Below are 24187 nucleotides of genomic sequence, written 5' to 3'. Positions count from 1 at the left end.
TAACCATCTATTGAAATGAAGGAATATCAAGGAAATTTAATCAAAATGAATAGTGGTTTAAAAAACAATCAGGTTTCATACTCTCTGAAGCTTGAAGATGAGGATATTGAAATGAACCACTTTTTGGATAAGTCTATTTCATTAGTTTATCAAAACCGAATCAATTGTATAAATTGTGGGAAAGAAACCAAAAAATCATTTGGTCAGGGTTTTTGTTATCAGTGCTTTACAACAGCCCCACAAGCAGATGAATGTGTTTTGCGCCCGGACAAATGTAAAGCACACCTGGGAATATCCCGGGATGTGGCCTGGTCTGATAGTCATTGCTTGCAACCGCATATTGTTTACCTGGCTGTTAGTGGGGGGCTTAAAGTTGGGGTTACCCGTTTGTCGCAGGTACCTGCACGTTGGGTTGACCAGGGCGCCACAAAAGCTATCAAACTATGTGAAGCTCCAAATCGCCATATTGCCGGTGTCATTGAAAAGTATTTGATGCAATCTTTTGGTGATAAAACCAATTGGAAGAAGATGGTGACAAATGGTAATGTCCCTGATTTTGATTTGATGGCTGAAAAGAAAAAAGCTGTTGAGCTCCTGCCTTCAGAATTGAAACGATATGTATTGTCTTCCGATAATGAGGTTTTTGAATTTGAATATCCGGTTCTTAAGTGGCCTGAAAAACCGCAACAGGAAAATCTGGATAAGAACCCTGAAGTAAATGGTGTTTTAAAGGGCATTAAAGGGCAATATCTTTTGTTCGGGCACCAAACGGTTTTTAATGTCCGGAGGTTTTCCGGATATGCGGTTAAGCTTAAGGTCGAATAATCACCATTAGGTTGTTGATTGTTTATAGTGTCAGTGAGCCAGGTGTTTAGCCGCATTTGGCTTTTCTTTTTTTTCTATATTATGAAAAATTGAGTTTTAAAAAGAAACCAAAGTCAAAGGTTTACGTAGCAAGGGGATATAGAATTTAATAATTTGTTATTTCTGCTTTATCTCAAAGTATTGGGCCGAAGAAGCAAATTAAGAGTTCTATTTTGAACATGGAACAGTGCATCATGCAAATTCTTTGCAATGATGTATTTCCGGATTCCGGATGGGTTTTTTGAAACTTTAAACATTTATAGATCAAATGAAAAAACTTTACTTGATTTTGGCGCTTTTAATTACGGTGCCAGTGATGATGGAAGGGCAGGTTGCTAAGTACAAAGCTGTATTTACACTTAATTTTATCAGGTATATTGGGTGGCCTGATGATGCTCGTCAGGGAGATTTTGTAATCGGAGTCTTAAAGGATTCCGATATTGCCAGAAGGGTGAATAGCCAGATTGGAGGAAAAAAATTCGGATTTCAGGATGTTGTGGTTAAAGAGTTTAACGCCATTGATGAAGTTGTCAAATGTCAGGTTCTTTATGTATCTTCATCCATTAATTTCTCACGTTATTCCGATCAGATTAAACAAAAATTGGGTAAGAGCTCATTAATTGTGACAGAAAAAGATGGGGCAACCGATTATGGGGCTATGATAAATTTTGTGATACGGAATGAAGTTCTTAAGTTTGAAATTCACAAGGGGAATGCCTCAAGCCAGGGCCTTCAAATCAGTTCAAGGCTGGAAAATATGTCTTCCGCCATTGTGTTGTAAAATAACATCTTGTTACACGATATAGCCCGGGACCTGGATATCCAGGTTCAGGGGTTTTTGTTATGCCAACTTAAATCCCTTCCCGGATAGCTGTGAATTAAAACATCTTTTCATGAAGCTGAAGTATAATTTTAACATTGCTCAAAAGTTGATAATTGGTTTTGGGCTAATCCTTGTTGTCATCCTGATAAATAGTGTCCTGACACTTGGAACACTTACCCGCAGCAAGAATCTTACCAACGAGGTAACCAGTGTCTATTCCCCCTCAACGGAGAAGCTGGGCGACCTGGAAATGATGGTCACCCAAACCAAAATGTTGATAAAGAACTGGGTTTATATTGATCGTCAGGCCAACACTCCCGATAAGCTTCGACTTAAGGAGGTCCATGAGCAATCAATGCCTCAGCTGAAAGAAGATCTTCTTGATATTTCTTCGGAATGGGAAGATCAGAAAGATAGAGAAAACCTTGAAGCTGTTTTTCATCATATCGATTCACTTTTTGTTATGCACAAGCAAATAATGGGTGCTCTTAACTCATTCGATGCTTATGATGATCCTATGGTTCTTTTTGAAGTTGAACCCATGGTCGTGGAAGGTGGAGATGTTATGCAACTAAGTGACCAAATTATTGAAGAAGTTGCTGATTTAAGCCAGGATTATCTCGCCAAATATGAGGCTTCCCTTAGTGATATGAATCAGACCTTTTCTTCTTTTACCTGGTTTACAGCAATTATGAGTGTGATTCTTATTGCTGCATCGCTTCTGATAGGTTTTGTATTGTATTCCACTATTGTTAAACCGCTCTCGAAAGGTGTTTCTTTTGCTCAGGCCTTTGGAAAAGGTGACCTCACAGCCAGAGTTGATGTTAACCAGGATGATGAAATTGGAATTCTTGCCAAAGAGTTAGGTTCCATGGCGCAAAATCTTAAAAGTACTGTGGTTTCCATTAAGAAAAATGCATTGGACCTGGTTCACAACAGTAAAGACCTCCGGGACAGCTCTCAACAGTTGTCAAGAGGTTCAGCCGACCAGGCAGCCTCTGCAGAAGAGGTTTCAACCTCTATTGAGGAAATGGTTGCCAACATTGATCAAAACACTGACAATGCCATTCAAACTGAAAAGATTACTGTTGAGACAGCAAATGAGGTGAATGTTGCCAATGAACTTTCCACTGAGGCTGTAAAAGCGATGGAAGATATTTCAGAGCGGATTACTATTATTAGTGACATTGCTTTTCAAACCAATATTCTCGCTCTTAATGCAGCAGTGGAGGCCGCCCGTGCAGGTGAACATGGAAGAGGCTTTTCAGTTGTGGCAGCTGAGGTCAGGAAACTGGCCGAGAAAAGTAAAGTTGCTGCCGATGATATTGTAAGTCTTGTTTCCAAAGGACTAAAGGTTTCTAAACAAGCCGGCGAAAAATCAAAAATGCTGGTCCCCGATATTGAAAAAACAACTCAGCTTATTAAAGAAATTGCTGCAGCCAGTATGGAGCAAAAGACCGGTGCAGACCAGATTAATCAGGCCATGCAGCAACTGAATATGATTACTCAGGAAAATGCCTCCTCTTCCGACTTGCTGACCCAAAGTTCTGAGCAACTTTCTGATTTGGCTGCCAATCTGCAGAAGGCTGTAAGTATTTTTAATATTGGCGAAGAAACAGAATTTAAAACCACCAAAATAGATACTTCTTCTGTTGCTGATAAAAAGGAGAAGAAAGAAACTCCGGTCAAAAAAGAAGAGAAAAAGGTTAAGGACGAAAAAAGCTCTTCCTCAAAAACTCCTAAAAAAGGTGATAACAAAAAACCGAATTTGGGAAATCTTGGAAAAGAGTTCGATCTTGATAATTACGAGAAGTTTTAATTGATTGAAGACCTTTGTCCAATTATTTTATGTTTTGTAAGGATTTTTAGGAGGGGAATAATCAGTTAATTTAGCGAGCTAAATAATATCAAATGATCGTTAGATTTTTAGATACCTGCCTTACGGCAGTCAGGAACGATGTAATATGATTCGTACAGTATTGATATTCTGAACCTTAATAAACAAATGCTTTTAAATGTAAACAGTTGATCTGCTTTGCATTGTAAAAGTTTAACGGAGTAATGTAATATTAAAGCCCCCGAAAATATTCCGCAAGGATTTTAGGAGGCCAATATATGCTGGACAGGTCATATGAAGACAGCCAATTGTAAGGCTCTTTCAGGAAAATGATGTTGTTCCAATAGGATATTTGAATGAAACGATTTTGAGTTTTCTTTTCCCCATTGGTTATCATAAGGGAATAATATCGTTCCATTCCACCATTGATTTAGAAAAATATTATACTGATGAAACGAGCATGGAAGGACTTTGCCTTAAAAGAGAATGTAAACATTCAACCATGCGAGTTCCATTCGGCCACTGGATAACCAAATTTTGTACGAATGAAAGAAGATAATTTTTCAGTTCAGGTAAAAAAGTCAGATGGCATCCTTACCGTGGATTTTAGTGGACAATTGACCATTAATTATATCCAAAAAATAAAGGAGGTCGTTAGTGAAAAGATCGATTTTGCACAGGATATTTCTGTAAGCATCGATAATCCTGACAATCTTGATATTACTTTTTTGCAGCTTCTGCAGTCATTGAAAACAACTGCCGAGCTTAATAAAAAAGAATTGTCTGTTAGCTCAACCCTCCCAAACGAGCTGGAGAGTTTGGTTTCCAACGCTGGTTTCTCAGATTTGTTAAATAGTAACCCTGTAAATAATTAATCACATGGCAAAAACAGTTCTTATTGTTGATGATTCCGAAAGTATCCGGGAAGTTGTAAACTTCACACTTCAGAATGAAGGATATGATGTTCTTGTAGGTGTTGATGGAGAAGATGCTCTTCAATACCTGGATGGACGAACAATTGATATTATTATTACCGACCTTCACATGCCTAATCTTGATGGTCTTGGCCTAATCCGTAAAGTACGGGAAATGGATGGATATAAGCATATTCCCATTTTGTTTCTGACAACTGAGTCTCAAGCTGCAAAAAAGATGGAAGCCAAGCAAGCCGGAGCTACCGGATGGATCATTAAACCTTTTGTGCCTGCTAAGTTACTTAGTGCTATATCCAGGGTTCTTAGATAAAGTTATTGTTGTTTTTTATTTTCAGTGATAGTCAGGCGTTACTGATGGTTTAAATTTTATCTGATGACAGATCAGCTTGAAGAAATAAAAAGGACCTTTATTGATAACAGTATTGATCAGCTTTTGGGCCTGAAAGAAAAGCTTGTTAATGCTGATTTTCTTAACCCGGAATTTAAGGTCGATGGGATTGCCGAGGAGGTTTTCATGATCATGCACGGAATGTCGGGGACCGCTCCAATGTTAGGATTGGATTCATTGACCCACGTTTCACGAAAATTGGAATTGGTATTTGATAAAATCAGAAAAGGAGAAAAAGACCTTTCTGAGCAATTAAGTTTACAAACCATAAGGGGAATTGACAGTCTCATCGATGAATTGAGATGTAATTCAGAAAAAATTGCTCTTTAATATATCTCTTTCATCCGGGATATGTTGGATGCGCGAAACGGCATAAGGATATGATGGATAAGTTTAAAGCCAAGTTTGTAGAGGAATCTCTGGATAATGTAAATGATTTGGAGGAGGCTCTCTTTGCGCTCGAAAATGATATGCAAAGTAAAGATTTAATTGAGCGTATTTTTCGGGCAATGCATTCACTTAAAGGAGGTGGAGCCATGTTTGGGTTTAATCATCTAAGTGAATTTACCCACCACCTTGAAAATATTTTTGATAAGGTCCGTAACGATAAATTAGAAGTAACTCAAGACTTGATTTCTCTCACTTTTTCTGCCGTAGATGAAATAAAGTTTTTACTTCAAAAAGGCGATCTTACTGATCCTGAAGACTTGAATGCTTACAGTCAGTTTATGGCCAGAATTCAAACCTTCTCGGAAGGTGGAAATATTTCTGAAAATACTTCGGCAAAAGCTTCCGAAGGAAATAAGGGCAACACGGACTCAGATGATAAAACTTATCTGATCTCTTTTGTGCCTCAGGAGGATTTACTTCAAAATGGAACCAACCCATTGTTCCTGCTTGATGATCTTCATGCGTTGGGGAATAGCCATAGCATTGTTTATACTCACAAAGTTCCTTCATTCGAGTTATTTGAGCCTGAAAGCAATTATTGTTTATGGCAAATTCTTTTGACAACTTCTGAGTCCCTTAATGAGATAAAGGACGTATTTATTTTTGTGGAAGATGAATGCGAATTATCTGTAGAAGAGATATGTCAGGGTGGTTTTGAAATGGATTCGGGGATTGAGAAACTTATTACCAATGCGCGAAACTCCAACTCGCTGATCAAGTCCTCAGATCTAAAGATTTTATTGGATAAGTCTTCCGGACAGACAGCCAAAGCTGAGAACCAGGATCAGTTGAGTGCCGAAGCCGGTAGAAAAAAAGCCCAACTCAAAGGACACAAAATCTCCAGTATTCGTGTTGCTTCACTTAAAATAGATGAGCTGGTAAACCTTGTAAGCGAATTGGTCACCGTTCAGGCACAGTTAAGCGTTTATGCTGAGAAGAAAGGGGATACAGATATTTTGGGGCTTGCAGAAAATGTCCAAAAGCTTTCACGACAGTTACGAGATAATGCTTTTGAAATTAGCTTGATTCCTATGCAAAGCGAATTGATGCGTTTTCAAAGACTTGTAAGGGACCTCTCCAAAGAGCTGGGTAAAGAGATCGAATTTGTTATTGAAGGTGGAGATATTGAATTGGATAAAAATATTATTGAACACCTCACAGATCCTTTGTTACATATATTGAGGAATTCTGTCGATCATGGAATTGAAATGCCTGATGATCGAGTTGCTGCCGGAAAATCCCCCAAAGGAAATATTTACTTCAAAGCTTATCATGCAGGAGCCAGCGTTCTTATTGAAGTAACTGATGATGGTAGGGGGATCAATGTGGAAGATATCAGGGAAAAAGCCATTTCAAAAGGTTTGATTGATGAAAATACCGATCTTTCATCAAAGGAGATACTCAATCTCATATTTATGAGTGGTTTCTCTACAAAAGATACCGTTTCGGATGTCTCTGGCCGGGGTGTTGGAATGGATGTAGTGCGAAAGAAAATATCAGAAATCAGAGGAGAGGTTACTATTGACTCTGAATGGGGGCAGGGCACTACTATTACATTGCGGCTTCCACTTACACTTTCTATCATTGACGGACTATTGGTTAAAGTTGCCGATAACAAATATGTGGTTCCGATTTCTTCAATTGAAAAGATTTTTGCCATTGATTCTCAACAGTTAAAAGACTCGTTTAATAAGGTTGTTGTTATTGAGGGTGAGCAAATACCTTATGTGGATATGCGGGATGTTTTTAAAGAGGAGAAAGAAGAAGTGGAAACCCCTCAAATGGTTTTGGTGCGGCATGAAGAAAAGCGCCTGGGGTTGATGGTAGATGAAGTACTAGGGGAATATCAAACTGTAGTTAAACCTTTGGGTCGATATCTTAAAAGTCATGAGGTTGTTTCGGGGGCTTCTATTCTGGGAGATGGAACCATTTCAATGGTAATAGACACCAACCGTGTTTTGCAGATGAGTTCCACAGGGAAAGTTAAAGCAAAAAGTAAAAAATAAAACATTCGGGAAGCATGTCTGAGCAACACTATAATACACTTTTGTCATTTCGGTTGAATGATGAATTTTTCGCGATTGATGCCATGAAGGTCAATCATATTCTTGAGGTGCCTGATATTACCCACGTGCCCAACACCCCGGAGTTTTTGCGGGGTGTTATCAATCTTCATGGGAATGTGATTCCCGTTGTCGATCTTCGTTTAATGATGGGGTTCGATAATGCAGACTTTTCCAACGATACCGCCATTGTTGTTATTGCACCCGATGAGCAACAAGACAGTAGCCTGGGAGTAGTTGTGGACATGGTAAAAGAGGTAATTGAAGCAGATGGAATGGAAATGAAAGCTACTGTGGTAGATAAAGAAGAAAGTATGCTTAAGAATTTTCATGGCACTCTCTCTGTGGGGGATGATTTTGTACATGTCATCGATATTGATGAACTGGCATCTGAATCAGAGGTTTGACCTGACAAAAGTCAAAAGTAAATGCCGGGGCTCCACATCGTAAAATGCCTTACAGGAGTCTCCCGGGACCTAAATAGTGTCGGTCTATAAAGTCGGCTTTGAAATAGAGTAGTCATGTGTCTTGTCAGAATGTTCCAGTTGCAATCCCGAGGCTTCGGGAGCGATGCCCCCAAAAGCGGAGTCCCGATGCTTCGGGATGAGCATTTTGGTGGCAAGCGTAACGCAGCAAATGGGACTTTATGGACAGGCTAAATAATAAATGAATAACAAATTAAATACAGATGAATTCATATTTGACCTTTAAAGTTGTTAATGAGGTTTTTGCGGTAAATGTCTCGAATGTGATGGAAATTCGTGAATACGAAGAACCAAAGCCGGTTCCACAGAAGATGGAATTTATCTCAGGGCTCATCGATTTTCGGGATGAAGTGATTCCACTGATTGATACCGGCCTGAAGTTTAATCTTGGAAAGGTTGAAGCTTCACAGAATTCTGTAATTGTTGTTCTTAACTTAAAGAAAGACGGTGAAGAGGAAACATTCCGTGTAGCAATTATGGCAGATGCAGTTTCGGATGTAATAGAAATTGAAGAGGGCCGGCTTAAAACCATTCGTCATGATTATAAACCGGAATATGTCGCAGGTTCCTTTAAAAATGAAGAAACATTTGTTTTGGTAATTGATCCTGACCAGGTCTTTACCATAAATGAGGTTGTTGAAATGGACAAGATAATTGCCAGTGCAAAAAAGTAAGGAGACCAATACCTGTGGAGAAGAATTCGGAAAATAAGGGTTTTGATTGCTTTAAAGCTGAACTTTCTGAAACAGATTTTCAGGCGTTTAGCCGATACATATTTTCAGAATATGGTATCAAGATGCCTCCTGTGAAAAGGGTTATGTTGCAGGGACGGTTACTCAAAAGGATCCGGGAATTGAAAATGAACTCCTATTCAGAATATAGAGAGTTCTTTTTTAGTAAAGAGGGGCAGGAGCAGGAATTACTTAATTTTTTAAATGTAATAACCACTAATAAAACGGATTTCTTCAGGGAGCCCGTTCACTTTGCATTTCTTAAAGACAAAGTTTTGCCGGCTTTTGCTGAAGGTACAGGTTTTGACAGACCTTTTAGAGTATGGAGTGCCGGGGCATCAAGTGGTGAGGAAGGTTACACCATTTCAATCGGATTGAATGAATTTAAGAGGCTAAATCCTCGTTTTCGGTTTGAAATTTTGGGGACCGACATTTCAAGTCAGATGCTTAAAACCGCCGCCAGAGGTGTATATAAAGAGGCCAGGGCAGATATGGTCCCTCTTGAATTAAAGAAGAGGTATTTTCTCAGAAGTAAAGACCGTGAAAACCCAACTATTAGGGTTAGTCCCGAGTTACAACAAAATTTGAGACTTCGGTATTTGAATTTGATGGATTCAGTTTACGATGTATCTGAAACATTTGACGTGATTTTCTGTAGAAATGTATTAATATATTTTGATCGCCCCACGCAGGAGAAGGTTATTAACCGTCTTTGCAGGCATTTAGGTCCGGACGGTTATTTTTTTATAGGACATTCAGAGTCTCTATCAGGAATGGATGTGCCCTTAGAACATGTTAAACCAACCATTTTTAAGAAACGTTCTTAGAATGGGTTAAAGAGATTGAATTTGATGATTTTCAATATATTTGTGCTTCATTTTGAAGCAAAGAATTTTTAATCGAATTCTTTTTTACAGACAATTAAAAAATACGATGACGCTATAATTATTGCACTATGACAAACATTACCGACAGACAATTATTAAAAGAACTCAGAGCCCGGATTAATGAGCGAAAAAAATATGAGCAGGAGGTTCAGATGCTCACACGTGAGCTTCAGGATGTAACAAAGAAACTGAGGGAGTCAGAGGCTTTAAAAAGTCATTTTATTTCTAATATATCCAATGAGATAGTCAATCCTTTTACCTCTATTCTTGGTCTTTCCAAATCTATTCTTTCGGTAGAAAAGAACGATTGGAAGAAGGTGGTTTCAATGGTTGCACTAATTCATAGCGAAGCTTTTAACCTTGATTTTCAGCTAAGAAATATTTTTGTTGCTGCCAAAATTGAGGCCGGAGAAGTGGTTCCCAACATCTCAAAAGTAAACATACGGGGAATTATTCAGAGTATAATTGATTCCTTTAATCTTGTTGCCCGGAAAATGGGCATAGAGATTGATTTCGAATGGAACATTGAATATGGGTTTGGAAAGAATTTTTATTTCAAAACCGATAGTGAAAAAATTAAGCTTATTCTAAGTAACCTTCTTAATAATGCTTTAAAATACAGCTATAAAGACAGCAAAGTGATAATTAAAGTCTGGGCAGATGAGGAAAAACTCAGTATGTCTGTCAAAGACTATGGAACAGGAATTTCAGATAAAAACCAAAAAATAATTTTCGAACGCTTTAAGCGTCTGGATACCGGCATCAACTCTATCAACCGGGGGCATGGACTTGGTTTATCCATTACCAAAGCTCTGTTGGATGTGTTAGGGGGTGAAATCGAAATTGAAAGTCAAAAAGGCGAAGGATCTACGTTCACAATTAATTTGCCCGAGGCAAAAAATGTGGTTGAAGGGTTCAGTGGTGAAGGTAATGACATCTTTTTTGATGATGGTGATGAGATTTTTTAAGGTTTTTATTAAATGGAGCAATATTCACAACATTTTTTATATCCATCCACCTTGTTTGCCAGTAAAGAGCCTTATGTGGTGAAAACCATATTGGGATCTTGCGTAGCAATCTGTTTGTGGGATCAGGAGAACAGGATTGGCGGCATCAATCATTACATGTTACCTACCTGGAGCGGAAACGATCTGGCATCCCCTAAATACGGAAATATTGCTATTGATAAGCTGTTGGAAAGAATGGGACAGCTTGGTGCTCGAAGAGACAACATCAAAGCCAAAATTTTTGGTGGTGGGGAGCTTATCGAGAGTGGCGGTAATGGAACGCTTATTGGCGAGCGCAATATCAGGGTGGCCAGAATGATTCTGGAGGAAAAGAAAATTCCTGTGGTTGCCTCAAGTACCGGAGGTCGAAAAGGAAGGAAAATACTTTTTTTTACTGATTCGGGAGAGGTTAGGCATAAGTTTCTTGATAAAAAAGCACAATAATATATTCTAAATATGGGCAAGAATATCAGGGTATTAGTGGTGGATGATTCAGCGGTAGTAAGACAAAGTCTTTCGTCTATTTTAGAGTCAGATCCGCATATTGAAGTCATGGGAACTGCTGCAGATCCCTTGATTGCTGTCAAGAAAATAATGAAGGAGGTTCCTGATGTTATTACGCTTGATATTGAGATGCCCAGAATGGATGGACTTACCTTCCTTAGGAAGATAATGTCTCAGCACCCAATTCCTGTTGTTGTAATATCTTCGCTTACTACCGAGGGAACGGAAACGGCCATGAAAGCGCTGGAATATGGTGCCTCGGAGATTATAGGTAAACCAGCCATGAATGCGGCCCAGTTTATCAACGAATCTAAAATATTATTGTGTGATGCGGTTAAAGCTGCTTCACAGGCCAAATTAACACGACTGAAGATTAGCAACACCCCCCATGTGGATTGGGTCGCCCCCAAATTTTCTGCTGATGTCATTTTGCAAAAAAGCGGATCGTATAAAAAAATTATCAGCACCGAGAAAATTATTGTTGTGGGAGCATCTACAGGTGGAACCGAGGCCATTCGGCAGTTTTTAAAAACTCTTCCGGCAAAAATGCCCGGGATTGCTATTGTGCAACATATGCCTGAAGGTTTTACCCGGTCTTTTGCGAATAGTTTAAATAAAATTTGCAATCTGGAGGTAAAAGAAGCCGAGAATGGGGACAAGCTATATCAGGGCAGAGTGCTTATTGCACCCGGAAACTACCACATGCTTCTCAAACGCACAGGAAAGGAATATACAGTGGAAGTGCGGGAAGGACCATTAGTTAACCGCCATCGTCCTTCAGTTGATGTACTGTTTCGCTCTGCCGCCCGTTATGCAGGACAAAATGCGATGGGGATTTTGATGACTGGTATGGGGAATGACGGTGCCAAAGGGCTTTTGGAAATGAAAGAATCCGGTGCAGCAACCATAGCCCAGGACGAAGCATCATCTGTGGTTTTCGGGATGCCGCGTGAAGCCATCAAGTTAGGGGCAGCTAAAGATATTATGGGGATAAATGAAATGGGGCATTTCATAGTGGAAAATTTTATTTAGCCCGGTAAGTGTCGGTCTTATTGGAATTAGGTATAACCTTTTTGCTACCCCTTCGTTTATGTTTTATGAAAGCTGTATGTTGGATGGCATAAAAGGCTCTGTTCAATATTTTGATGTTTACCAATTTGGTTCCTGGTAAAGCATTATTCAAAAAATGGCTTTTTTTAGTCAAGTTGTTCTTTTCATAATCGACAGTTTTTTGTGAGAGCAGGAATCGCTTGAATGACAATAATCGGAAATTGAGATTGGATTTAACACGATGCAATTATTTAAAACAGGAGTTCCTACAGACCTGAAAATAATTTTATCAAGATGAAACGAGCATGAATTTTGGAGTGCTAAATTCTCAAAAGAGCATGAGCGAAATTCATCGTGAGTTCCATTCGGCCAATGAATTAACTAAATTTTGTACGAATGAAAAAAGCAGACTATAAAAACATATTATCAAAGTATTCTTTAAGGGGGTTTGCCCTTGGACTTGGTCTTGCTGTCGTTATCCTCTTGCTTAGCCTTGATGCAGGACCATTACAGCAGACAGGTAAAGGTTTAGGGCAATTGCTTTATCTGGTTCCGGGTATGTGGGTGGTTTTATTTCTTCCATTTATTTTTGCCTTTGCAGGATATCAGATCGCCAATGTATTTGCTAAAGCACTCCGGAAACAAAATAAAAGAATTAAGAAGGAAGCCGGCAAAACAAAAATGGTGCTCGGATTTATCGATAATCTGCGACAAGGAAAACTCGAAGGAGCTTTGCCTGCAGAACATCAGAAAACGGATGCCTTAACAAAAGCTTTGATTAACCTCAGGGAATTCATGGTTAAAAGTAAAAAAGACCAAGAACAGAGGCGCCTTGAGGAAGAACAACGTACATGGGTTACGCAGGGACTGGCCCAGTTTGCAGAATTATTGCGTAAGAATAATGACAACCTTGAAGAGTTGTCGTATAATATCATTCATTATCTGGTAAATTACATGAAAATTAACCAGGGGGGTGTATTTCTGCTAAACCAACCATCTAATGGCGGTGAGTCAAACTTTGAGATGACAGCCTGCGTTGCTTATGACCGAAAGAAGTTTGCTGATAAAAGCGTAGGATGGGGCGAAGGGCTCATAGGCCGATGCGCCCTTGAGAAGGAAACAATTTATATGACCGACGTTCCCGGGGACTATGTTAATATTACCTCAGGACTAGGGGAAGCCACGCCAAAAGCCATCTTAATTGTTCCCTTAAAGGCCAATGAAGAAATTTATGGTGTTATTGAACTGGCATCATTCCACCCCTTCCAGGAGTTTGAAATTGAATTTGTTGAAAGGTTGGGCGAAAGTATTGCACTTACTATTTCTACAGTAAAAACCAATATTAAAACCTCAAAGCTTCTTAAAGAGACACAAATTCAGGCAGAAAAGATGTCCCAGCAGGAGGAGGAACTTCGTCAGAACCTTGAGGAAATGAAAGCCACTCAGGAGGAGAGCGAACGACAGGCTGTTGAAATGCAGGGAATTCTTGAAGCTATTGATCATGCAGCCATCAGTTGCGAATTTGAAACTGACGGAACTTTAATTTCCGTGAATCATAACTTCCTTAGTACCTTTAAATATCGCCCGGAGGAGATTGAAGATCAGAACCTGAGGATTTTCTTCTTTAAAGAAGATGTAGGTGAATTGGATAAGATCCTGGCACAGTTGCAGGATGGTCAGAATTTCAGGGGAAGAGTAAGACGCCGTACAAAACTCGGAGAAGAAATATATTTACTTACTACCTATTCTCCTGTGATGGACAATGACGGGGAAATTATGAAAATCCTGAGTCTGGAAAGTGATGTTACCGAACAAGTTCAGATGGAAGACGCTTTGAAGCGTTCTAAGGATGAGCTTGGCGTAATGCTTGATGAGGCCAGAAATGAAGTGAAAGAGCACTTTAAAGAGATCGAATCCGTTAAAATTAGAAATGAAAAGACACTTGAAGGTGCGCTTGATGCTATAATTACTACCAATAAAGAAGGTATGCTTGAATTCTTTAATGCAGCAGCTGAGAAGTTATGGGGGTACGATCGTCAGGAAGTATTAGGAGAACATGTTTCCAAACTTTTCTCTAAAGATACCGCCAAAAATGATTCTTTTGTTGCAGCATTTGTGAATTCTAACGGAAGCAAAGTGATAGGAGAACGAAAAGAAGTTCCCATTTTGAATAAATATGGAGAGGAAGTGCCTGTATTGTTCCTGCTCTCTGATGCTGAGGTAGGAGATGATCATTCATATACGGCATTTATTCAAAACGTGGAGGTAGAACTTTTTTAAAGTTGAAGAGTTGAATTGTTCCGATGTAATGACGTATAAAGAATACCTACATGTGCTTAAGGAGCACTCACCTTATGATTTCTCTGAATACTCTGATAACTCTATTTTCAGAAGAATTCAGAAGGTTATGCGTGACCATCAAATAAGCCTGGAGGAATTAGGGGCACGTACACAAGCAGATAAGCTATTTGTTGAGGAGGTGGTTGAAGCCATTACAGTCAATACAACGGAACTTTTCAGGGATCCTGAGGTTTGGCGTTTCTTGCTGGAAAAGCACCTCCCTTCCTATCGGAGTAACAATTTTATCAATATTTGGCACGCCGGATGTTCTACAGGACAAGAAGTATATTCATTATTAATTCTTTTCAATGAATTGGGGCTTTTGGATAAAGTCAGGGTTTTTGCCACAGATATAAGTCAAAAGGCACTGGAAATTGCTAAAAAAGGGGCATATAAGCACCAGTTGGATCGCGGTTGTATCGAAAACTTTGATGAGGTCTTTAACAACCATAGCGGTCGGTCGGTTAATTTTTCCAAATATTTTGACGTAGATGAAAAGAAGGACGAAATAAGCGTGAAACCGATCCTTAAAAAAAATGTAAAGTTTATCCGGCATGATTTGGTAAAAAAGGAATTGCCTTTTTACAACAAGATGGATTTTGTCTTTTGCCGGAATGTATTGATATACTTTAATATAAAATTGCAAACCAGGATTGTCCAGCGTTTTTTTGATAGTCTTTATGCCAATGGAACGTTGGTTCTGGGCGCACATGAAGGGTTGAGTGGATTTTTTAAAACAAAATTCGACAGACAAGGGCCTGTTTATAAAAAGAGTAACGTGTTTCATTTCAGATATTGATTTTAACATGTTTTTGGCATGGGAGTTTCGTTAAGTATTAATGATATAAAGAGCGTCACAAATGATATGGCCAGGTATAAGAATCTTGATTATGCCGGTCATTCTTTTTCGTTCCTCAAGCGAAGGTTAAGTCATGTTTTTCTTCAGCTTAAGGTTAAAAGGCTCAACCAGTTTTCTGAGCGACTTAGTGAAGAAAGCTTTCGCGAAGGGATACGTTATCATATGGCGGTGAATGTTACCGAAATGTTTCGGGATCCCGGGTTTTGGCGATCTTTGCGACAGACTGTGTTCCCGCTATTGAAGGAAAAGCAATGGTCAGTTTGGTTTCCGGATACTCCCTCAGGGGAGGAGGTTTATTCATTTATTATTTTGTTGGCCGAAGACGGGCTTCTGGAAAATGTTAAAATCTTCAGTCAGCACGCATCTGAAACAAAGTGCAAGGAAATTGCCGATGGTTTTATTGACCATAAAAATGCTGAACTGAATTACAATAATTACAAACGTCTTGAGGAGGCGGATAAATTTGAAGAGTACTTTCTTGAAGGACCGGGGAGCTGGACTTTTAAGAAAGACTTGCTTGTAAATTGTAATTTCATTGCAAGGTCAGTGGTTGATTCTGAAATTGATGAAAGTTTTGATTTCATTGTTTTTCGAAATACATGCATAAATTACACCTCTCAGTCCCGGGAAGAGATGTTGGAGAAAATTGTTAGTCATTTGAATCCGGGAGGTTTTTTGGCTCTGGGTGTAAAAGAAGCACTCCCATCTTCTTTGGAGAGTCAGTTTAAACCTGTTGACCAAAAAGAGAGTATATACAAGAAATTGTGTTAAAATGGAGGTACCAGACAGGAATTTTAAAGTGGTCGTTATTGGTGGTTCAGCCGGAAGTTTTTTGGTGGTTTCCAAAATTCTTTCGCAACTGGATCCGGAATTCCCTTTACCTCTTGTGCTGTGTCTTCATCGGTTGAAGCACGTTAGATCGGGATTGGTTGAAGGACTAAATATGAAATCCAAAATTCCGGTTGTGGAGCCTTATGATAAAGACAAACTAAAACCGGGAGTGGCTATGCTGGCACCATCGAATTATCATCTTTTTGTGGAATTTGATAGCAGTGTTTCATTGTCCACTGAGGAGGTACACAATCACAGCAGGCCCTCAATTGATCATGCTTTTTCATCGGCAGCTTATTCTTTCCGTGAAAAAACCATGGGAATTATTTTAACAGGGGCCAATAAAGATGGGGCAAAAGGAATGAAAAGTATCCATGATAAAAAGGGGTATACCATTGTACAAAAACCATCTACCTGCGATGTGGATGCAATGCCTCAATCTGCTTTAAAGTTATTTGAACCTGATCAGGTGCTTGCTCCTGAGGATATTGTAAAAGTTTTGAATGGACTTGCAGGATTGTAAGTCCCGAAAATATGCTATTATGAGCAAATCTTTTTTTAGCGATAAACATTTTCAAAGGTGGTTGTTCCTTTTTGCAGGAGGTGCTTTTGGCTTATCATTGCTCAAAAATCTTTTTTTGGAACAACATCCGGGTATTCTTTTTTATATGCTTGAGTTGCTTTCCTTTGTTTTCTTTCTGTTGGCTTTTTATTTAAGCGACCGAAACCATCAGGTGCTTCATGGACGCCTAAATGAAACGCATCTTCAAAAGGAGAGGGAAGTCCTGCAACTTAAAGAAAAAATTGATGAATTAAAGTCGACAGTTGATCGCTATGAAGCTATACAGAATGAAGCAACCCGTTTTGCATCATATCAGGATAAAATTGTAAAGAAACTGTTGGACAGTAAAAAAGTCAGAGGAGACAAACATCACTTTCTTTTTCTTTTGTCTGAATTGTTTCATGGAATGGCAGCCGTTCTTTACAAAAAAGAAGAACTTAAAGATCTGTTTGTCGTAGAAGAGTCTTATGGCTTACCTGAGGATTACTCACCTGTGCCTTTTCATGCCGGAGAAGGTTTACATGGGCAATCTGTTGTTGATGGAAAAGCCATACAAATAGAGGAGCTTCCCGAAGATTATGTGGAAGTAAACAGTGGCCTGGGTAAGAGTGGACAGTACTTCCTTTATATGCTCCCTGTGATTAAAGAAAACAATTGTTATGCGCTAATAGAGATAATGACTTTCAGAGAAACAGAAGTACAACGATTATGGCCGGGAATAATGGAACAATTGGTTGATCATGGAATTTTATAAATTTTCATGATTTTTCTGCTAAAAATCCAAGGTAAGCCGGGAAGAGATTTACGAAGAAGGTCAAAATCTGCTAATTTTAACTCGATCATGAAAAGCTATAGGAGAATAATAAAAGCAATCAGAAAGTGGTTTTTTACAGGTGTCTTGTCTGTAAAAGAGCGCCTTTACCTGCTTGTGTTTATTTTTCTGTTTTTGCTTCTTACCTGGGGAGGCTTTTTGTCTATTCAACAAAGCCATTTTGGCTTTTCCCGGATAATGGACCTACACACCTGGTGGCTGGTTTGGGTAGTTGATATTTTAATTATTGCAATTCCCTTTTCTATCATATTTGTGCGGAACTATATAATTCAGCAAACTGCAGGGTATAGAACACAAATTTATGATTTAAAGAAAAAGATTGACCACAATATTGAGCTCGCCTCCCGGTTAAAGGATAACAAAGAGGTCTTTGATTCTTCTACAGACCACGATCGTCTGGCTTCAGTGCTCCTCGATCTTGGGAAGAATATTCGTACAGCCCGTTTACGGGAGGAAGAGGAAAATTACATTTCAAAGGGTAAAGAACAGATGTCAGACTTGTTGCGTGTTCATCAGGTTTTGTCAGATCTGACCCCGGAAGTCTTGAAAGCTTTGATTGACTATTTGGGAGGTATTCAGGGGGCTTTTTATCTTGTTGAAGATGGGACCCTGAAGCGCAGTTCTATGTATGCTTACAATCGCCGAAGATTTGAGTACGACGAGTTTAAAATCGGAAAAGGACTTGTAGGTGCGGCGGCTTACGAAAAGCAAATAATTTATCGTACTGAAATACCCGCCGAATACTGGTCTGTTACATCAGGATTACTTGGCGAAAAGAAGCCAAAAGCTCTTTTGATTATTCCGCTTCTTCAGGAAGAGGAATTGCAAGGAGTAATAGAAGTTGCCTTCCTTAAGGAGAGTCTTGAGAATAAGCATCTTTCTTATGCCGGGGAAGTGGCTGAAACGATTGGGCAGACCATCTATAATCTTAAGATAACTGCACGCACCGAAAAGTTATTGCAGGACTCTCAGGAACTTACCAAAACCCTTCAGCAAAATGAGCAGCAACTTAAGGAAAATGCTCAGGAAATGCTTGAAACCCAGGAAGAGCTTGAAAAGTCAAACCAAATGATGGAGGCCCAGGTGCAAGAAGTGGCACATGCTCAAAAACGTCTTGAAGCCCTCCTGACCAATGCCTCTGAGTTTATTTCAATATATAATGAAAATCAGGAGCTTGTCTTTGAGAGTCCCTCAGTGAAACGTATATTGGGGTATGATGATGATGACCAAATCACCGGAATGGATCCCGATCTCCTGACTCCCCGTGGATATCGGACTATTAATAATCTATTTCAATACTTGCTCGAAACTCCTGGTGGAGAACAAACTGCTCAATACACCTATTTACGGAAGAATGGGGAAAAGTTATTTCTTGAAACGAAAGGAAAAAATTTATTACACGATCCGGCTATCCGGGGCGTAATCTTCAATACTCAGGATATTACGGAGCGTAAGCGTGCCGAGAAAGAGGAGCAAATGAAAAGCCGCATGCAAAGTTTGTCGGAAAACAGTCCCGATATGATTATGCGTGTAAATATGATGGGGAAACTGGTATACATTAATCCAGCCGTAGCTAATTTTGTTGGCATACCTTCTTCTGAAATTGTCAAAAAACGCATCCATGACCTTGAGATTGACGAGCGTTTTGTTGAATATTTGGAAAACTCTCTTGATGATATTAAAACCGAGCAGGATACCATTATTTCCGAAGTAAAAGTATCTACCGATGAAGGAGAACGGATTATGGAAATAAAGAGTATTCCGGAACTGAATGATGAGGGTGAGTTGGAGTCGGTGTTGTTTGTGGCACATGATATGACCGATTTCAAGAAAATTGAAGCCGACATTAAGGATAAGAATAAGAAGATTTCCGATAGTATTAATTATGCTCAGAGAATTCAGAGTTCCTTACTTCCGGATACCAACTATATTCAAAATTATTTCCCGAGATCGTTTATATTTTACAGACCGAAGGATGTGGTTAGTGGCGACTTCCCGTGGTTTCTCAAGAAAGATGGCATTCTTTATGTGGCCGCTGTTGATTGTACGGGACACGGAGTACCCGGAGCCCTGCTTTCGTTTATCGGATATTTCCTTCTAAATAATATCGTAAGTGCTGATCCACATTTGTCAGCTGCGGAAATAATGGAACAATTACATCAGGAAGTACGTAAAGCCCTGAAGCAGGATCAGGAAGGTTCCCGTGGACGTGACGGAATGGACATTGCCTTCTGCAAAATTGATCCTGAAAATCAGATTCTTGATTATTGTGGGGCACACCGTCCCCTGTTCCTTGTCCGGGAAGGTGAGTTGCTTGAATATCAGGGCACCCGAAAGGGCATTGGGGGGGCTCCCTTGCCAAGAAAGAAAGAGAAAGAGTTTGAAAACCATGTCATCGACTACCAGGAAGGAGATAAAATTTTCATCTTTTCTGATGGTTTACCAGATCAGTTGGGAGGACCCGAACGTAAGAAGTTACAGCCAAGGAGGGTGCGCGAGGCTCTGACCATGGATCCCAACTATACGATGGCACATTTTGCCAGGTATTTCCCAAAAACTTTCTATGATTGGATGGGGAATGAAAAACAAGTTGATGATGTTTTATTGATAGGAATTGAATTGTAATTATATTTACATTTTTAAAGACTTCATACACTATGAGTAAAGAAATTGAAAGTCATCGTTTTTTAGATTTTGCTTATCAGCTCTATAAAACGATGAAAACGAATGAAATCAACCTGGTGTACGAAGGGGAGGTAACTCAGGAGATTACCAAAACCTTTACTTCTCTTACTGAGCGGAATATGGCTAAGTCTGAGGAATCAAATCAGGTGCAGAGAAAAGTATTTAATGTAATGGTTGAATGCTTGCAGAATATCAGTAAGCATGCCGATACATTATCGGAGGACGAAGAAGATCGCCGTGGAATAGTAATGGTCAGCAGGGGTGAAGACAGCTATAAGATTATTACCGGAAATGTCATTCGTAATGCCAAAATCCCCGGACTGAAAGAGAGTCTGGAGCATATCAATAGTTTGGATAAAAAGGGGCTTTCATCCCTTTACAAGCAGCAGATTGTTGAAAGTAAAATTTCAGAAAAGGGGGGTGCCGGACTGGGCCTTATTGACATTGCCAAAAAAACCGGCAGTAAGTTGTCATATCAGTTTAAAGAACTGAATGATGATGTTTCATTTTTTATTTTGACTTCTACTATTAAAAGAAACTGAAAAACTTTAGATATATGGACGTGATAAACATACAGGGAACTGACGATACCCCGAACGTTATTCTGGACAAAGCCAGTGGTCAATTTGAAATTTCAGGCCGATCCTTGCCCGAGGACGTAAACATGTTTTATGAACCCATTCTAGACTGGATAGACCAGTATTCAGAAGATGCAAACGATCACACCGAATTCTCATTTAAACTTGAATATTTCAATACTGCTTCATCCAAAGTGATATTGGATATTCTACTCAAGTTTGAAGAGATTGTTGAGAATGGGAAAGAAGTGGTTATAAAATGGCACTATCATGAAGATGAAGAAGACATGCTGGAAGCAGGTGAAGAGTATGCCGATATTGTAGAGATTCCTTTTGATTACGTGCTTTATACCGATTAATTATCCTTGATTAAGTACCAACCCACCTTTTATTCTTATAGATGAGTGAAGAAATTCTAAAAGCATTAATGCAGCTGTTTGGCCTTATTGCCAAGCAGGATGGGGGTGTTGAATCTAATGAAACCGAATATGTAAGAACATTTCTCAGGCAGCAACTTAATTCTGAGGCTGTTGAGGAGTATTTTAAGCTGTTTCTTAAGCACTCCAAAGATTCAAAAGGTAGCAAAGAGGGGGAAGAGGGAAAGGTTCGCCTTACCTCGATGAAAGACTCGGTACGTATTCTTGGGATTTGCAAAAAAATTAACAAACAGCTCAACCGCGAGCAGAAAGTGGTGGTTCTGGTTCGATTATACGAACTTGTAAACGCCGATCATAAATTTACCGAACAACGCATGGCTATCATTAATACGGTGGCCGATGTGTTTAAGTTGCCGCGGAATGAAATCAGCAATATTGAGAGTTTCATTATTCATAATGATCCTGAGAAGCTTGATTTTGCCGGGCTTTTGATGGCAAAAGATGAAGATCCCGGATTGAAAGAAGGGCGTTTCATTCATGCCCCCGGATTGCATGGGGCAATAATTATTCTTCGCGTCAAAAGTGCCGATCTTTATTTTATGAGATATACCGGCGATCAGGAAATATTCCTGAATGGCTTGGTTATCAATAGTCGTCGCATTTATCTTTTTCCCAATGGCAGCTTTATAAAAGTGCCAAAGGGAAAACCGATCTACTTTACTGATGTTGTCGGGCATTTTATGACCGATGCCGACTCCTCCCGTATCACGTATGAAGTCAAAGATGTGGGGTTTCAGTTTAAAACCGGCGATATTGGTCTTCGTAATATTGAAATTGCGGAAGAACAAGGTAAGCTGATTGGAATAATGGGGGCTAGTGGTGCCGGTAAAACCACTCTTCTTAATGTGCTTTCAGGGATTGAAACCCCAACCAAAGGACAGGTTCTGATAAATGGATATGATCTTCACCATGAGAAAGAACAAGTAGAGGGCGTAATTGGTGTTATCCCTCAGGATGATCTTTTGATTGAAGAACTTACCGTATTTGAAAACCTTTATTACAATGCCAAGCTTTGTTTTAAAGACAAGGGCGAGGAGGAAATAACTCAACTTGTCAATGAAACCCTTAAAAGCCTTGGATTGTATGATCGTCGGCAATTGAAGGTTGGGTCCCCTCTCAACAAAATGATTAGCGGGGGGCAAAGAAAAAGGCTCAACATCGCTCTTGAGCTGATAAGAGAGCCCGGAGTTCTTTTTGTGGATGAACCTACCTCCGGGTTGTCATCACGTGATTCGGAAAACGTGATGAACCTGCTTCGGGAACTTTCACTTAAGGGGAAACTCATTTTTGTTGTTATCCACCAGCCATCGTCTGACATCTATAAGATGTTTGACAAGATGTTTATTCTCGATACCGGTGGATATCCTGTTTACTATGGAAACCCAAGTGAGTCATTGATTTATTTCAAACGTCTCGATGCCCAGATTAACAGTGATGTTGGAGAATGTCCCACTTGTGGTAACCTGAACCCGGAATTAATTTTTAACATCATTGACTCTAATGTCATTGATGAATACGGAAACTATACTGATAAGCGTAAGGTCGCTCCTGAGGAGTGGCACGACCATTATAAAGAGATAATAAATATTCCGGAGGTTAAGACTGTAGAAGACAAGCCACCCAGAAGTTTGAATATTCCATCGTGGTTTAAGCAGTTTAAGATTTACACTTTACGTGATTTCTACTCCAAAATTAGTAACAAGCAATACATTCTCCTGAATTTGCTTGAAGCGCCTTTGTTGGGTTTTATTTTGGCCTATTTGGTGCGGTACATTGCCGATCCAACCTCCGACGTTTATATTTTCCGTGAGAATGAAAATATCCCTCCCTACATTTTTATGGGGATTGTGGTGGCCTTGTTCTTTGGTTTAATTATCAGTGCCGAAGAAATATTTAAAGATGCCAAGATATTAAAAAGGGAAGCTTTCTTAAATCTTAGCAGATCAAGTTATTTATTATCCAAAATTTTGATTCTTTTTACCATCTCAGCCATTCAGATGCTTTTATTCGTTGGTGTTGCCAATGCGGTTTTGGGTATTAAGGATATGTATCTGGAATTTTGGATTGCTTTATTTTCGATATCAGCATTTGCCAATATTCTTGGGTTAATCATTTCTGCTTCATTTAATTCTATTATAACCATCTACATTCTCATTCCTTTGCTGATGATTCCACAAATGGTATTGGGTGGGGCAATGTTTACTTTTGATAAATTGAACAAGGATTTTACCAGTCCGGATGTTGTTCCTGCTGTTGCAGAGTTTATGCCGTCAAGATGGGTCTATGAAGGACTGATGGTACATCAGTACAAACAGAACAACTTTAAAAAGAATATTTTTGACGTAGAACGAAAGGAAAGTGCTGCTGATTTTAAGCAGGTTTATTACATCCCTGAACTGAGAAGTATAATTTCTGAATCCGTTGAATACGTTAATGACGGGGATAATATTTCCCGTGATCAATATGAAAAAAATGTGGAATTGATCCACAATGAAATCAATCTTGAGATGAATCGGGTTCCTGCGATTGATTTTACTGAGCCAGAACGAATAAATCCTGAAGATTTTTCTCCGGAGCTTGCTGCCGAAATTAATGATTATCTCGATAAACTTTTGGCTTACTATCAAAATGTATTTTATAAGGCCAATACCATTAAGGAGAAATTTCTCACAGCTAATATTACCAGCAACAAAGATAAGTTTCAGCGCATAAAAGACGATTATTTCAACGAAAGTATTGAAGATATTGTCAGAAAGGTGTTTGATAAAAATAAAATTTTAAGAGAAGAAAATCATCTTATCCAGATGGTGGATCCGATTTACCAAAAGCCGGAGCCTTCTAACTTTTTGGATTTCAGGACTCATTTCTTTGCTCCATCCAAGTACTTTGCAGGCAAATATTTTGAAACTTTATGGTTCAATATCACTGTCGTTTGGGTTCTTACCATCCTTCTCTATGTGATTCTCTATTTTGATCTGCTTAAAAAAGGTCTTAATTTTGCTGGGAATATTAAATTGACTGGAAAAAAAAGGAAGTAAC

At 39.2% G+C, this 24187-nt stretch carries 22 protein-coding genes; all 22 read left to right on the top strand.

Annotated features, from left to right (window positions below; all coding sequences use genetic code 11):
- Positions 1-15 precede the first annotated feature (15 nt).
- The 22 genes from DDZ16_RS10435 (at position 16) to DDZ16_RS10320 (ending at position 24186) form a co-directional block, all read left to right on the top strand.
- Complete coding sequence (locus DDZ16_RS10435; protein WP_109264405.1) at positions 16-825, top strand: DUF2797 domain-containing protein; 810 nt, start codon at positions 16-18, stop codon at positions 823-825.
- A 307-nt stretch (positions 826-1132) separates the two neighbouring features.
- Complete coding sequence (locus DDZ16_RS10430; protein ID WP_109264404.1) at positions 1133-1645, top strand: YfiR family protein; 513 nt, start codon at positions 1133-1135, stop codon at positions 1643-1645.
- 112 nt (positions 1646-1757) lie between these two features.
- Complete coding sequence (locus tag DDZ16_RS10425) at positions 1758-3506, top strand: methyl-accepting chemotaxis protein (protein WP_109264403.1); 1749 nt, start codon at positions 1758-1760, stop codon at positions 3504-3506.
- 563 nt (positions 3507-4069) lie between these two features.
- Complete coding sequence (locus DDZ16_RS10415; protein ID WP_109264401.1) at positions 4070-4399, top strand: STAS domain-containing protein; 330 nt, start codon at positions 4070-4072, stop codon at positions 4397-4399.
- Between the two features lie 4 nt (positions 4400-4403).
- Entirely contained in the window at positions 4404-4769 is a 366-nt protein-coding gene (locus tag DDZ16_RS10410) for a response regulator (protein WP_109264400.1), read from the top strand.
- A 63-nt stretch (positions 4770-4832) separates the two neighbouring features.
- Positions 4833-5177 carry an Hpt domain-containing protein gene (locus DDZ16_RS10405; protein ID WP_109264399.1) on the top strand — a complete coding sequence of 115 codons (345 nt, stop codon included), beginning with the start codon at positions 4833-4835 and terminating at the stop codon, positions 5175-5177.
- Between the two features lie 50 nt (positions 5178-5227).
- Positions 5228-7303: a chemotaxis protein CheA gene (locus tag DDZ16_RS10400; protein ID WP_109264398.1), complete on the top strand. Its 2076-nt coding sequence runs from the start codon at positions 5228-5230 to the stop codon at positions 7301-7303.
- Between the two features lie 14 nt (positions 7304-7317).
- Positions 7318-7767, top strand: coding sequence for a chemotaxis protein CheW (locus DDZ16_RS10395; protein ID WP_109264397.1), 450 nt, complete (start codon positions 7318-7320; stop codon positions 7765-7767).
- Positions 7768-8048: 281 nt separating this feature from the next.
- The gene (locus DDZ16_RS10390) at positions 8049-8519 is read left to right on the top strand and encodes a chemotaxis protein CheW (RefSeq protein ID WP_109264396.1); all 471 of its coding nucleotides are present in this window, start codon (positions 8049-8051) and stop codon (positions 8517-8519) included.
- A 14-nt stretch (positions 8520-8533) separates the two neighbouring features.
- Complete coding sequence (locus DDZ16_RS10385) at positions 8534-9403, top strand: CheR family methyltransferase (protein ID WP_232526607.1); 870 nt, start codon at positions 8534-8536, stop codon at positions 9401-9403.
- A gap of 128 nt (positions 9404-9531) precedes the next feature.
- Complete coding sequence (locus tag DDZ16_RS10380; protein ID WP_109264394.1) at positions 9532-10431, top strand: sensor histidine kinase; 900 nt, start codon at positions 9532-9534, stop codon at positions 10429-10431.
- Between the two features lie 12 nt (positions 10432-10443).
- Positions 10444-10914 (top strand): chemotaxis protein CheD, encoded by a 471-nt coding sequence (locus tag DDZ16_RS10375; protein ID WP_109264393.1) that lies wholly within the window; start codon positions 10444-10446, stop codon positions 10912-10914.
- A gap of 12 nt (positions 10915-10926) precedes the next feature.
- The gene (locus tag DDZ16_RS10370; RefSeq protein WP_109264392.1) at positions 10927-12006 is read left to right on the top strand and encodes a protein-glutamate methylesterase/protein-glutamine glutaminase; all 1080 of its coding nucleotides are present in this window, start codon (positions 10927-10929) and stop codon (positions 12004-12006) included.
- A gap of 414 nt (positions 12007-12420) precedes the next feature.
- Positions 12421-14304: a PAS domain S-box protein gene (locus DDZ16_RS10360; RefSeq protein WP_109264390.1), complete on the top strand. Its 1884-nt coding sequence runs from the start codon at positions 12421-12423 to the stop codon at positions 14302-14304.
- Between the two features lie 28 nt (positions 14305-14332).
- A complete protein-coding gene (locus tag DDZ16_RS10355; RefSeq protein ID WP_109264389.1) occupies positions 14333-15163 on the top strand; it encodes a CheR family methyltransferase in 831 nt (276 codons plus the stop codon).
- A gap of 18 nt (positions 15164-15181) precedes the next feature.
- The gene (locus tag DDZ16_RS10350) at positions 15182-15994 is read left to right on the top strand and encodes a CheR family methyltransferase (protein ID WP_109264388.1); all 813 of its coding nucleotides are present in this window, start codon (positions 15182-15184) and stop codon (positions 15992-15994) included.
- A gap of 1 nt (position 15995) precedes the next feature.
- Positions 15996-16577 (top strand): chemotaxis protein CheB, encoded by a 582-nt coding sequence (locus DDZ16_RS10345; RefSeq protein ID WP_109264387.1) that lies wholly within the window; start codon positions 15996-15998, stop codon positions 16575-16577.
- A 19-nt stretch (positions 16578-16596) separates the two neighbouring features.
- Positions 16597-17370, top strand: a complete 774-nt coding sequence (locus DDZ16_RS10340) for a GAF domain-containing protein (RefSeq protein ID WP_109264386.1) — start codon at positions 16597-16599, stop codon at positions 17368-17370.
- Positions 17371-17457: 87 nt separating this feature from the next.
- Complete coding sequence (locus tag DDZ16_RS10335) at positions 17458-20073, top strand: PAS domain S-box protein (RefSeq protein WP_109264385.1); 2616 nt, start codon at positions 17458-17460, stop codon at positions 20071-20073.
- A gap of 32 nt (positions 20074-20105) precedes the next feature.
- Positions 20106-20675, top strand: a complete 570-nt coding sequence (locus tag DDZ16_RS10330) for a SiaB family protein kinase (protein ID WP_109264384.1) — start codon at positions 20106-20108, stop codon at positions 20673-20675.
- 14 nt (positions 20676-20689) lie between these two features.
- Complete coding sequence (locus DDZ16_RS10325) at positions 20690-21070, top strand: DUF1987 domain-containing protein (RefSeq protein WP_109264383.1); 381 nt, start codon at positions 20690-20692, stop codon at positions 21068-21070.
- Between the two features lie 41 nt (positions 21071-21111).
- Positions 21112-24186 (top strand): ATP-binding cassette domain-containing protein, encoded by a 3075-nt coding sequence (locus DDZ16_RS10320; protein WP_232526606.1) that lies wholly within the window; start codon positions 21112-21114, stop codon positions 24184-24186.
- Position 24187: the final 1 nt, after the last annotated feature.

It is taken from the genome of Marinilabilia rubra (genome assembly GCF_003121985.1).
GTDB classification, from domain to species: domain Bacteria; phylum Bacteroidota; class Bacteroidia; order Bacteroidales; family Marinilabiliaceae; genus Marinilabilia; species Marinilabilia rubra.
This window is presented reverse-complemented; position numbering and strand designations above follow the sequence as displayed.

Excerpts from the sequence above, each read along its gene's own strand:
- DDZ16_RS10355 (WP_109264389.1), top strand. The coding sequence starts at position 14,333 with ATGACGTATAAAGAATACCTACATGTGCTTAAGGAGCACTCACCTTAT.
- DDZ16_RS10345 (WP_109264387.1), top strand. The coding sequence starts at position 15,996 with ATGGAGGTACCAGACAGGAATTTTAAAGTGGTCGTTATTGGTGGTTCA.
- DDZ16_RS10405 (WP_109264399.1), top strand. The coding sequence starts at position 4,833 with ATGACAGATCAGCTTGAAGAAATAAAAAGGACCTTTATTGATAACAGT.
- DDZ16_RS10380 (WP_109264394.1), top strand. The coding sequence starts at position 9,532 with ATGACAAACATTACCGACAGACAATTATTAAAAGAACTCAGAGCCCGG.
- DDZ16_RS10375 (WP_109264393.1), top strand. The coding sequence starts at position 10,444 with ATGGAGCAATATTCACAACATTTTTTATATCCATCCACCTTGTTTGCC.
- DDZ16_RS10335 (WP_109264385.1), top strand. The coding sequence starts at position 17,458 with ATGAAAAGCTATAGGAGAATAATAAAAGCAATCAGAAAGTGGTTTTTT.
- DDZ16_RS10400 (WP_109264398.1), top strand. The coding sequence starts at position 5,228 with ATGATGGATAAGTTTAAAGCCAAGTTTGTAGAGGAATCTCTGGATAAT.
- DDZ16_RS10430 (WP_109264404.1), top strand. The coding sequence starts at position 1,133 with ATGAAAAAACTTTACTTGATTTTGGCGCTTTTAATTACGGTGCCAGTG.
- DDZ16_RS10340 (WP_109264386.1), top strand. The coding sequence starts at position 16,597 with ATGAGCAAATCTTTTTTTAGCGATAAACATTTTCAAAGGTGGTTGTTC.
- DDZ16_RS10350 (WP_109264388.1), top strand. The coding sequence starts at position 15,182 with ATGGGAGTTTCGTTAAGTATTAATGATATAAAGAGCGTCACAAATGAT.
- DDZ16_RS10360 (WP_109264390.1), top strand. The coding sequence starts at position 12,421 with ATGAAAAAAGCAGACTATAAAAACATATTATCAAAGTATTCTTTAAGG.
- DDZ16_RS10415 (WP_109264401.1), top strand. The coding sequence starts at position 4,070 with ATGAAAGAAGATAATTTTTCAGTTCAGGTAAAAAAGTCAGATGGCATC.
- DDZ16_RS10370 (WP_109264392.1), top strand. The coding sequence starts at position 10,927 with ATGGGCAAGAATATCAGGGTATTAGTGGTGGATGATTCAGCGGTAGTA.
- DDZ16_RS10425 (WP_109264403.1), top strand. The coding sequence starts at position 1,758 with ATGAAGCTGAAGTATAATTTTAACATTGCTCAAAAGTTGATAATTGGT.
- DDZ16_RS10435 (WP_109264405.1), top strand. The coding sequence starts at position 16 with ATGAAGGAATATCAAGGAAATTTAATCAAAATGAATAGTGGTTTAAAA.
- DDZ16_RS10325 (WP_109264383.1), top strand. The coding sequence starts at position 20,690 with ATGGACGTGATAAACATACAGGGAACTGACGATACCCCGAACGTTATT.
- DDZ16_RS10410 (WP_109264400.1), top strand. The coding sequence starts at position 4,404 with ATGGCAAAAACAGTTCTTATTGTTGATGATTCCGAAAGTATCCGGGAA.
- DDZ16_RS10330 (WP_109264384.1), top strand. The coding sequence starts at position 20,106 with ATGAGTAAAGAAATTGAAAGTCATCGTTTTTTAGATTTTGCTTATCAG.
- DDZ16_RS10395 (WP_109264397.1), top strand. The coding sequence starts at position 7,318 with ATGTCTGAGCAACACTATAATACACTTTTGTCATTTCGGTTGAATGAT.
- DDZ16_RS10390 (WP_109264396.1), top strand. The coding sequence starts at position 8,049 with ATGAATTCATATTTGACCTTTAAAGTTGTTAATGAGGTTTTTGCGGTA.
- DDZ16_RS10320 (WP_232526606.1), top strand. The coding sequence starts at position 21,112 with ATGAGTGAAGAAATTCTAAAAGCATTAATGCAGCTGTTTGGCCTTATT.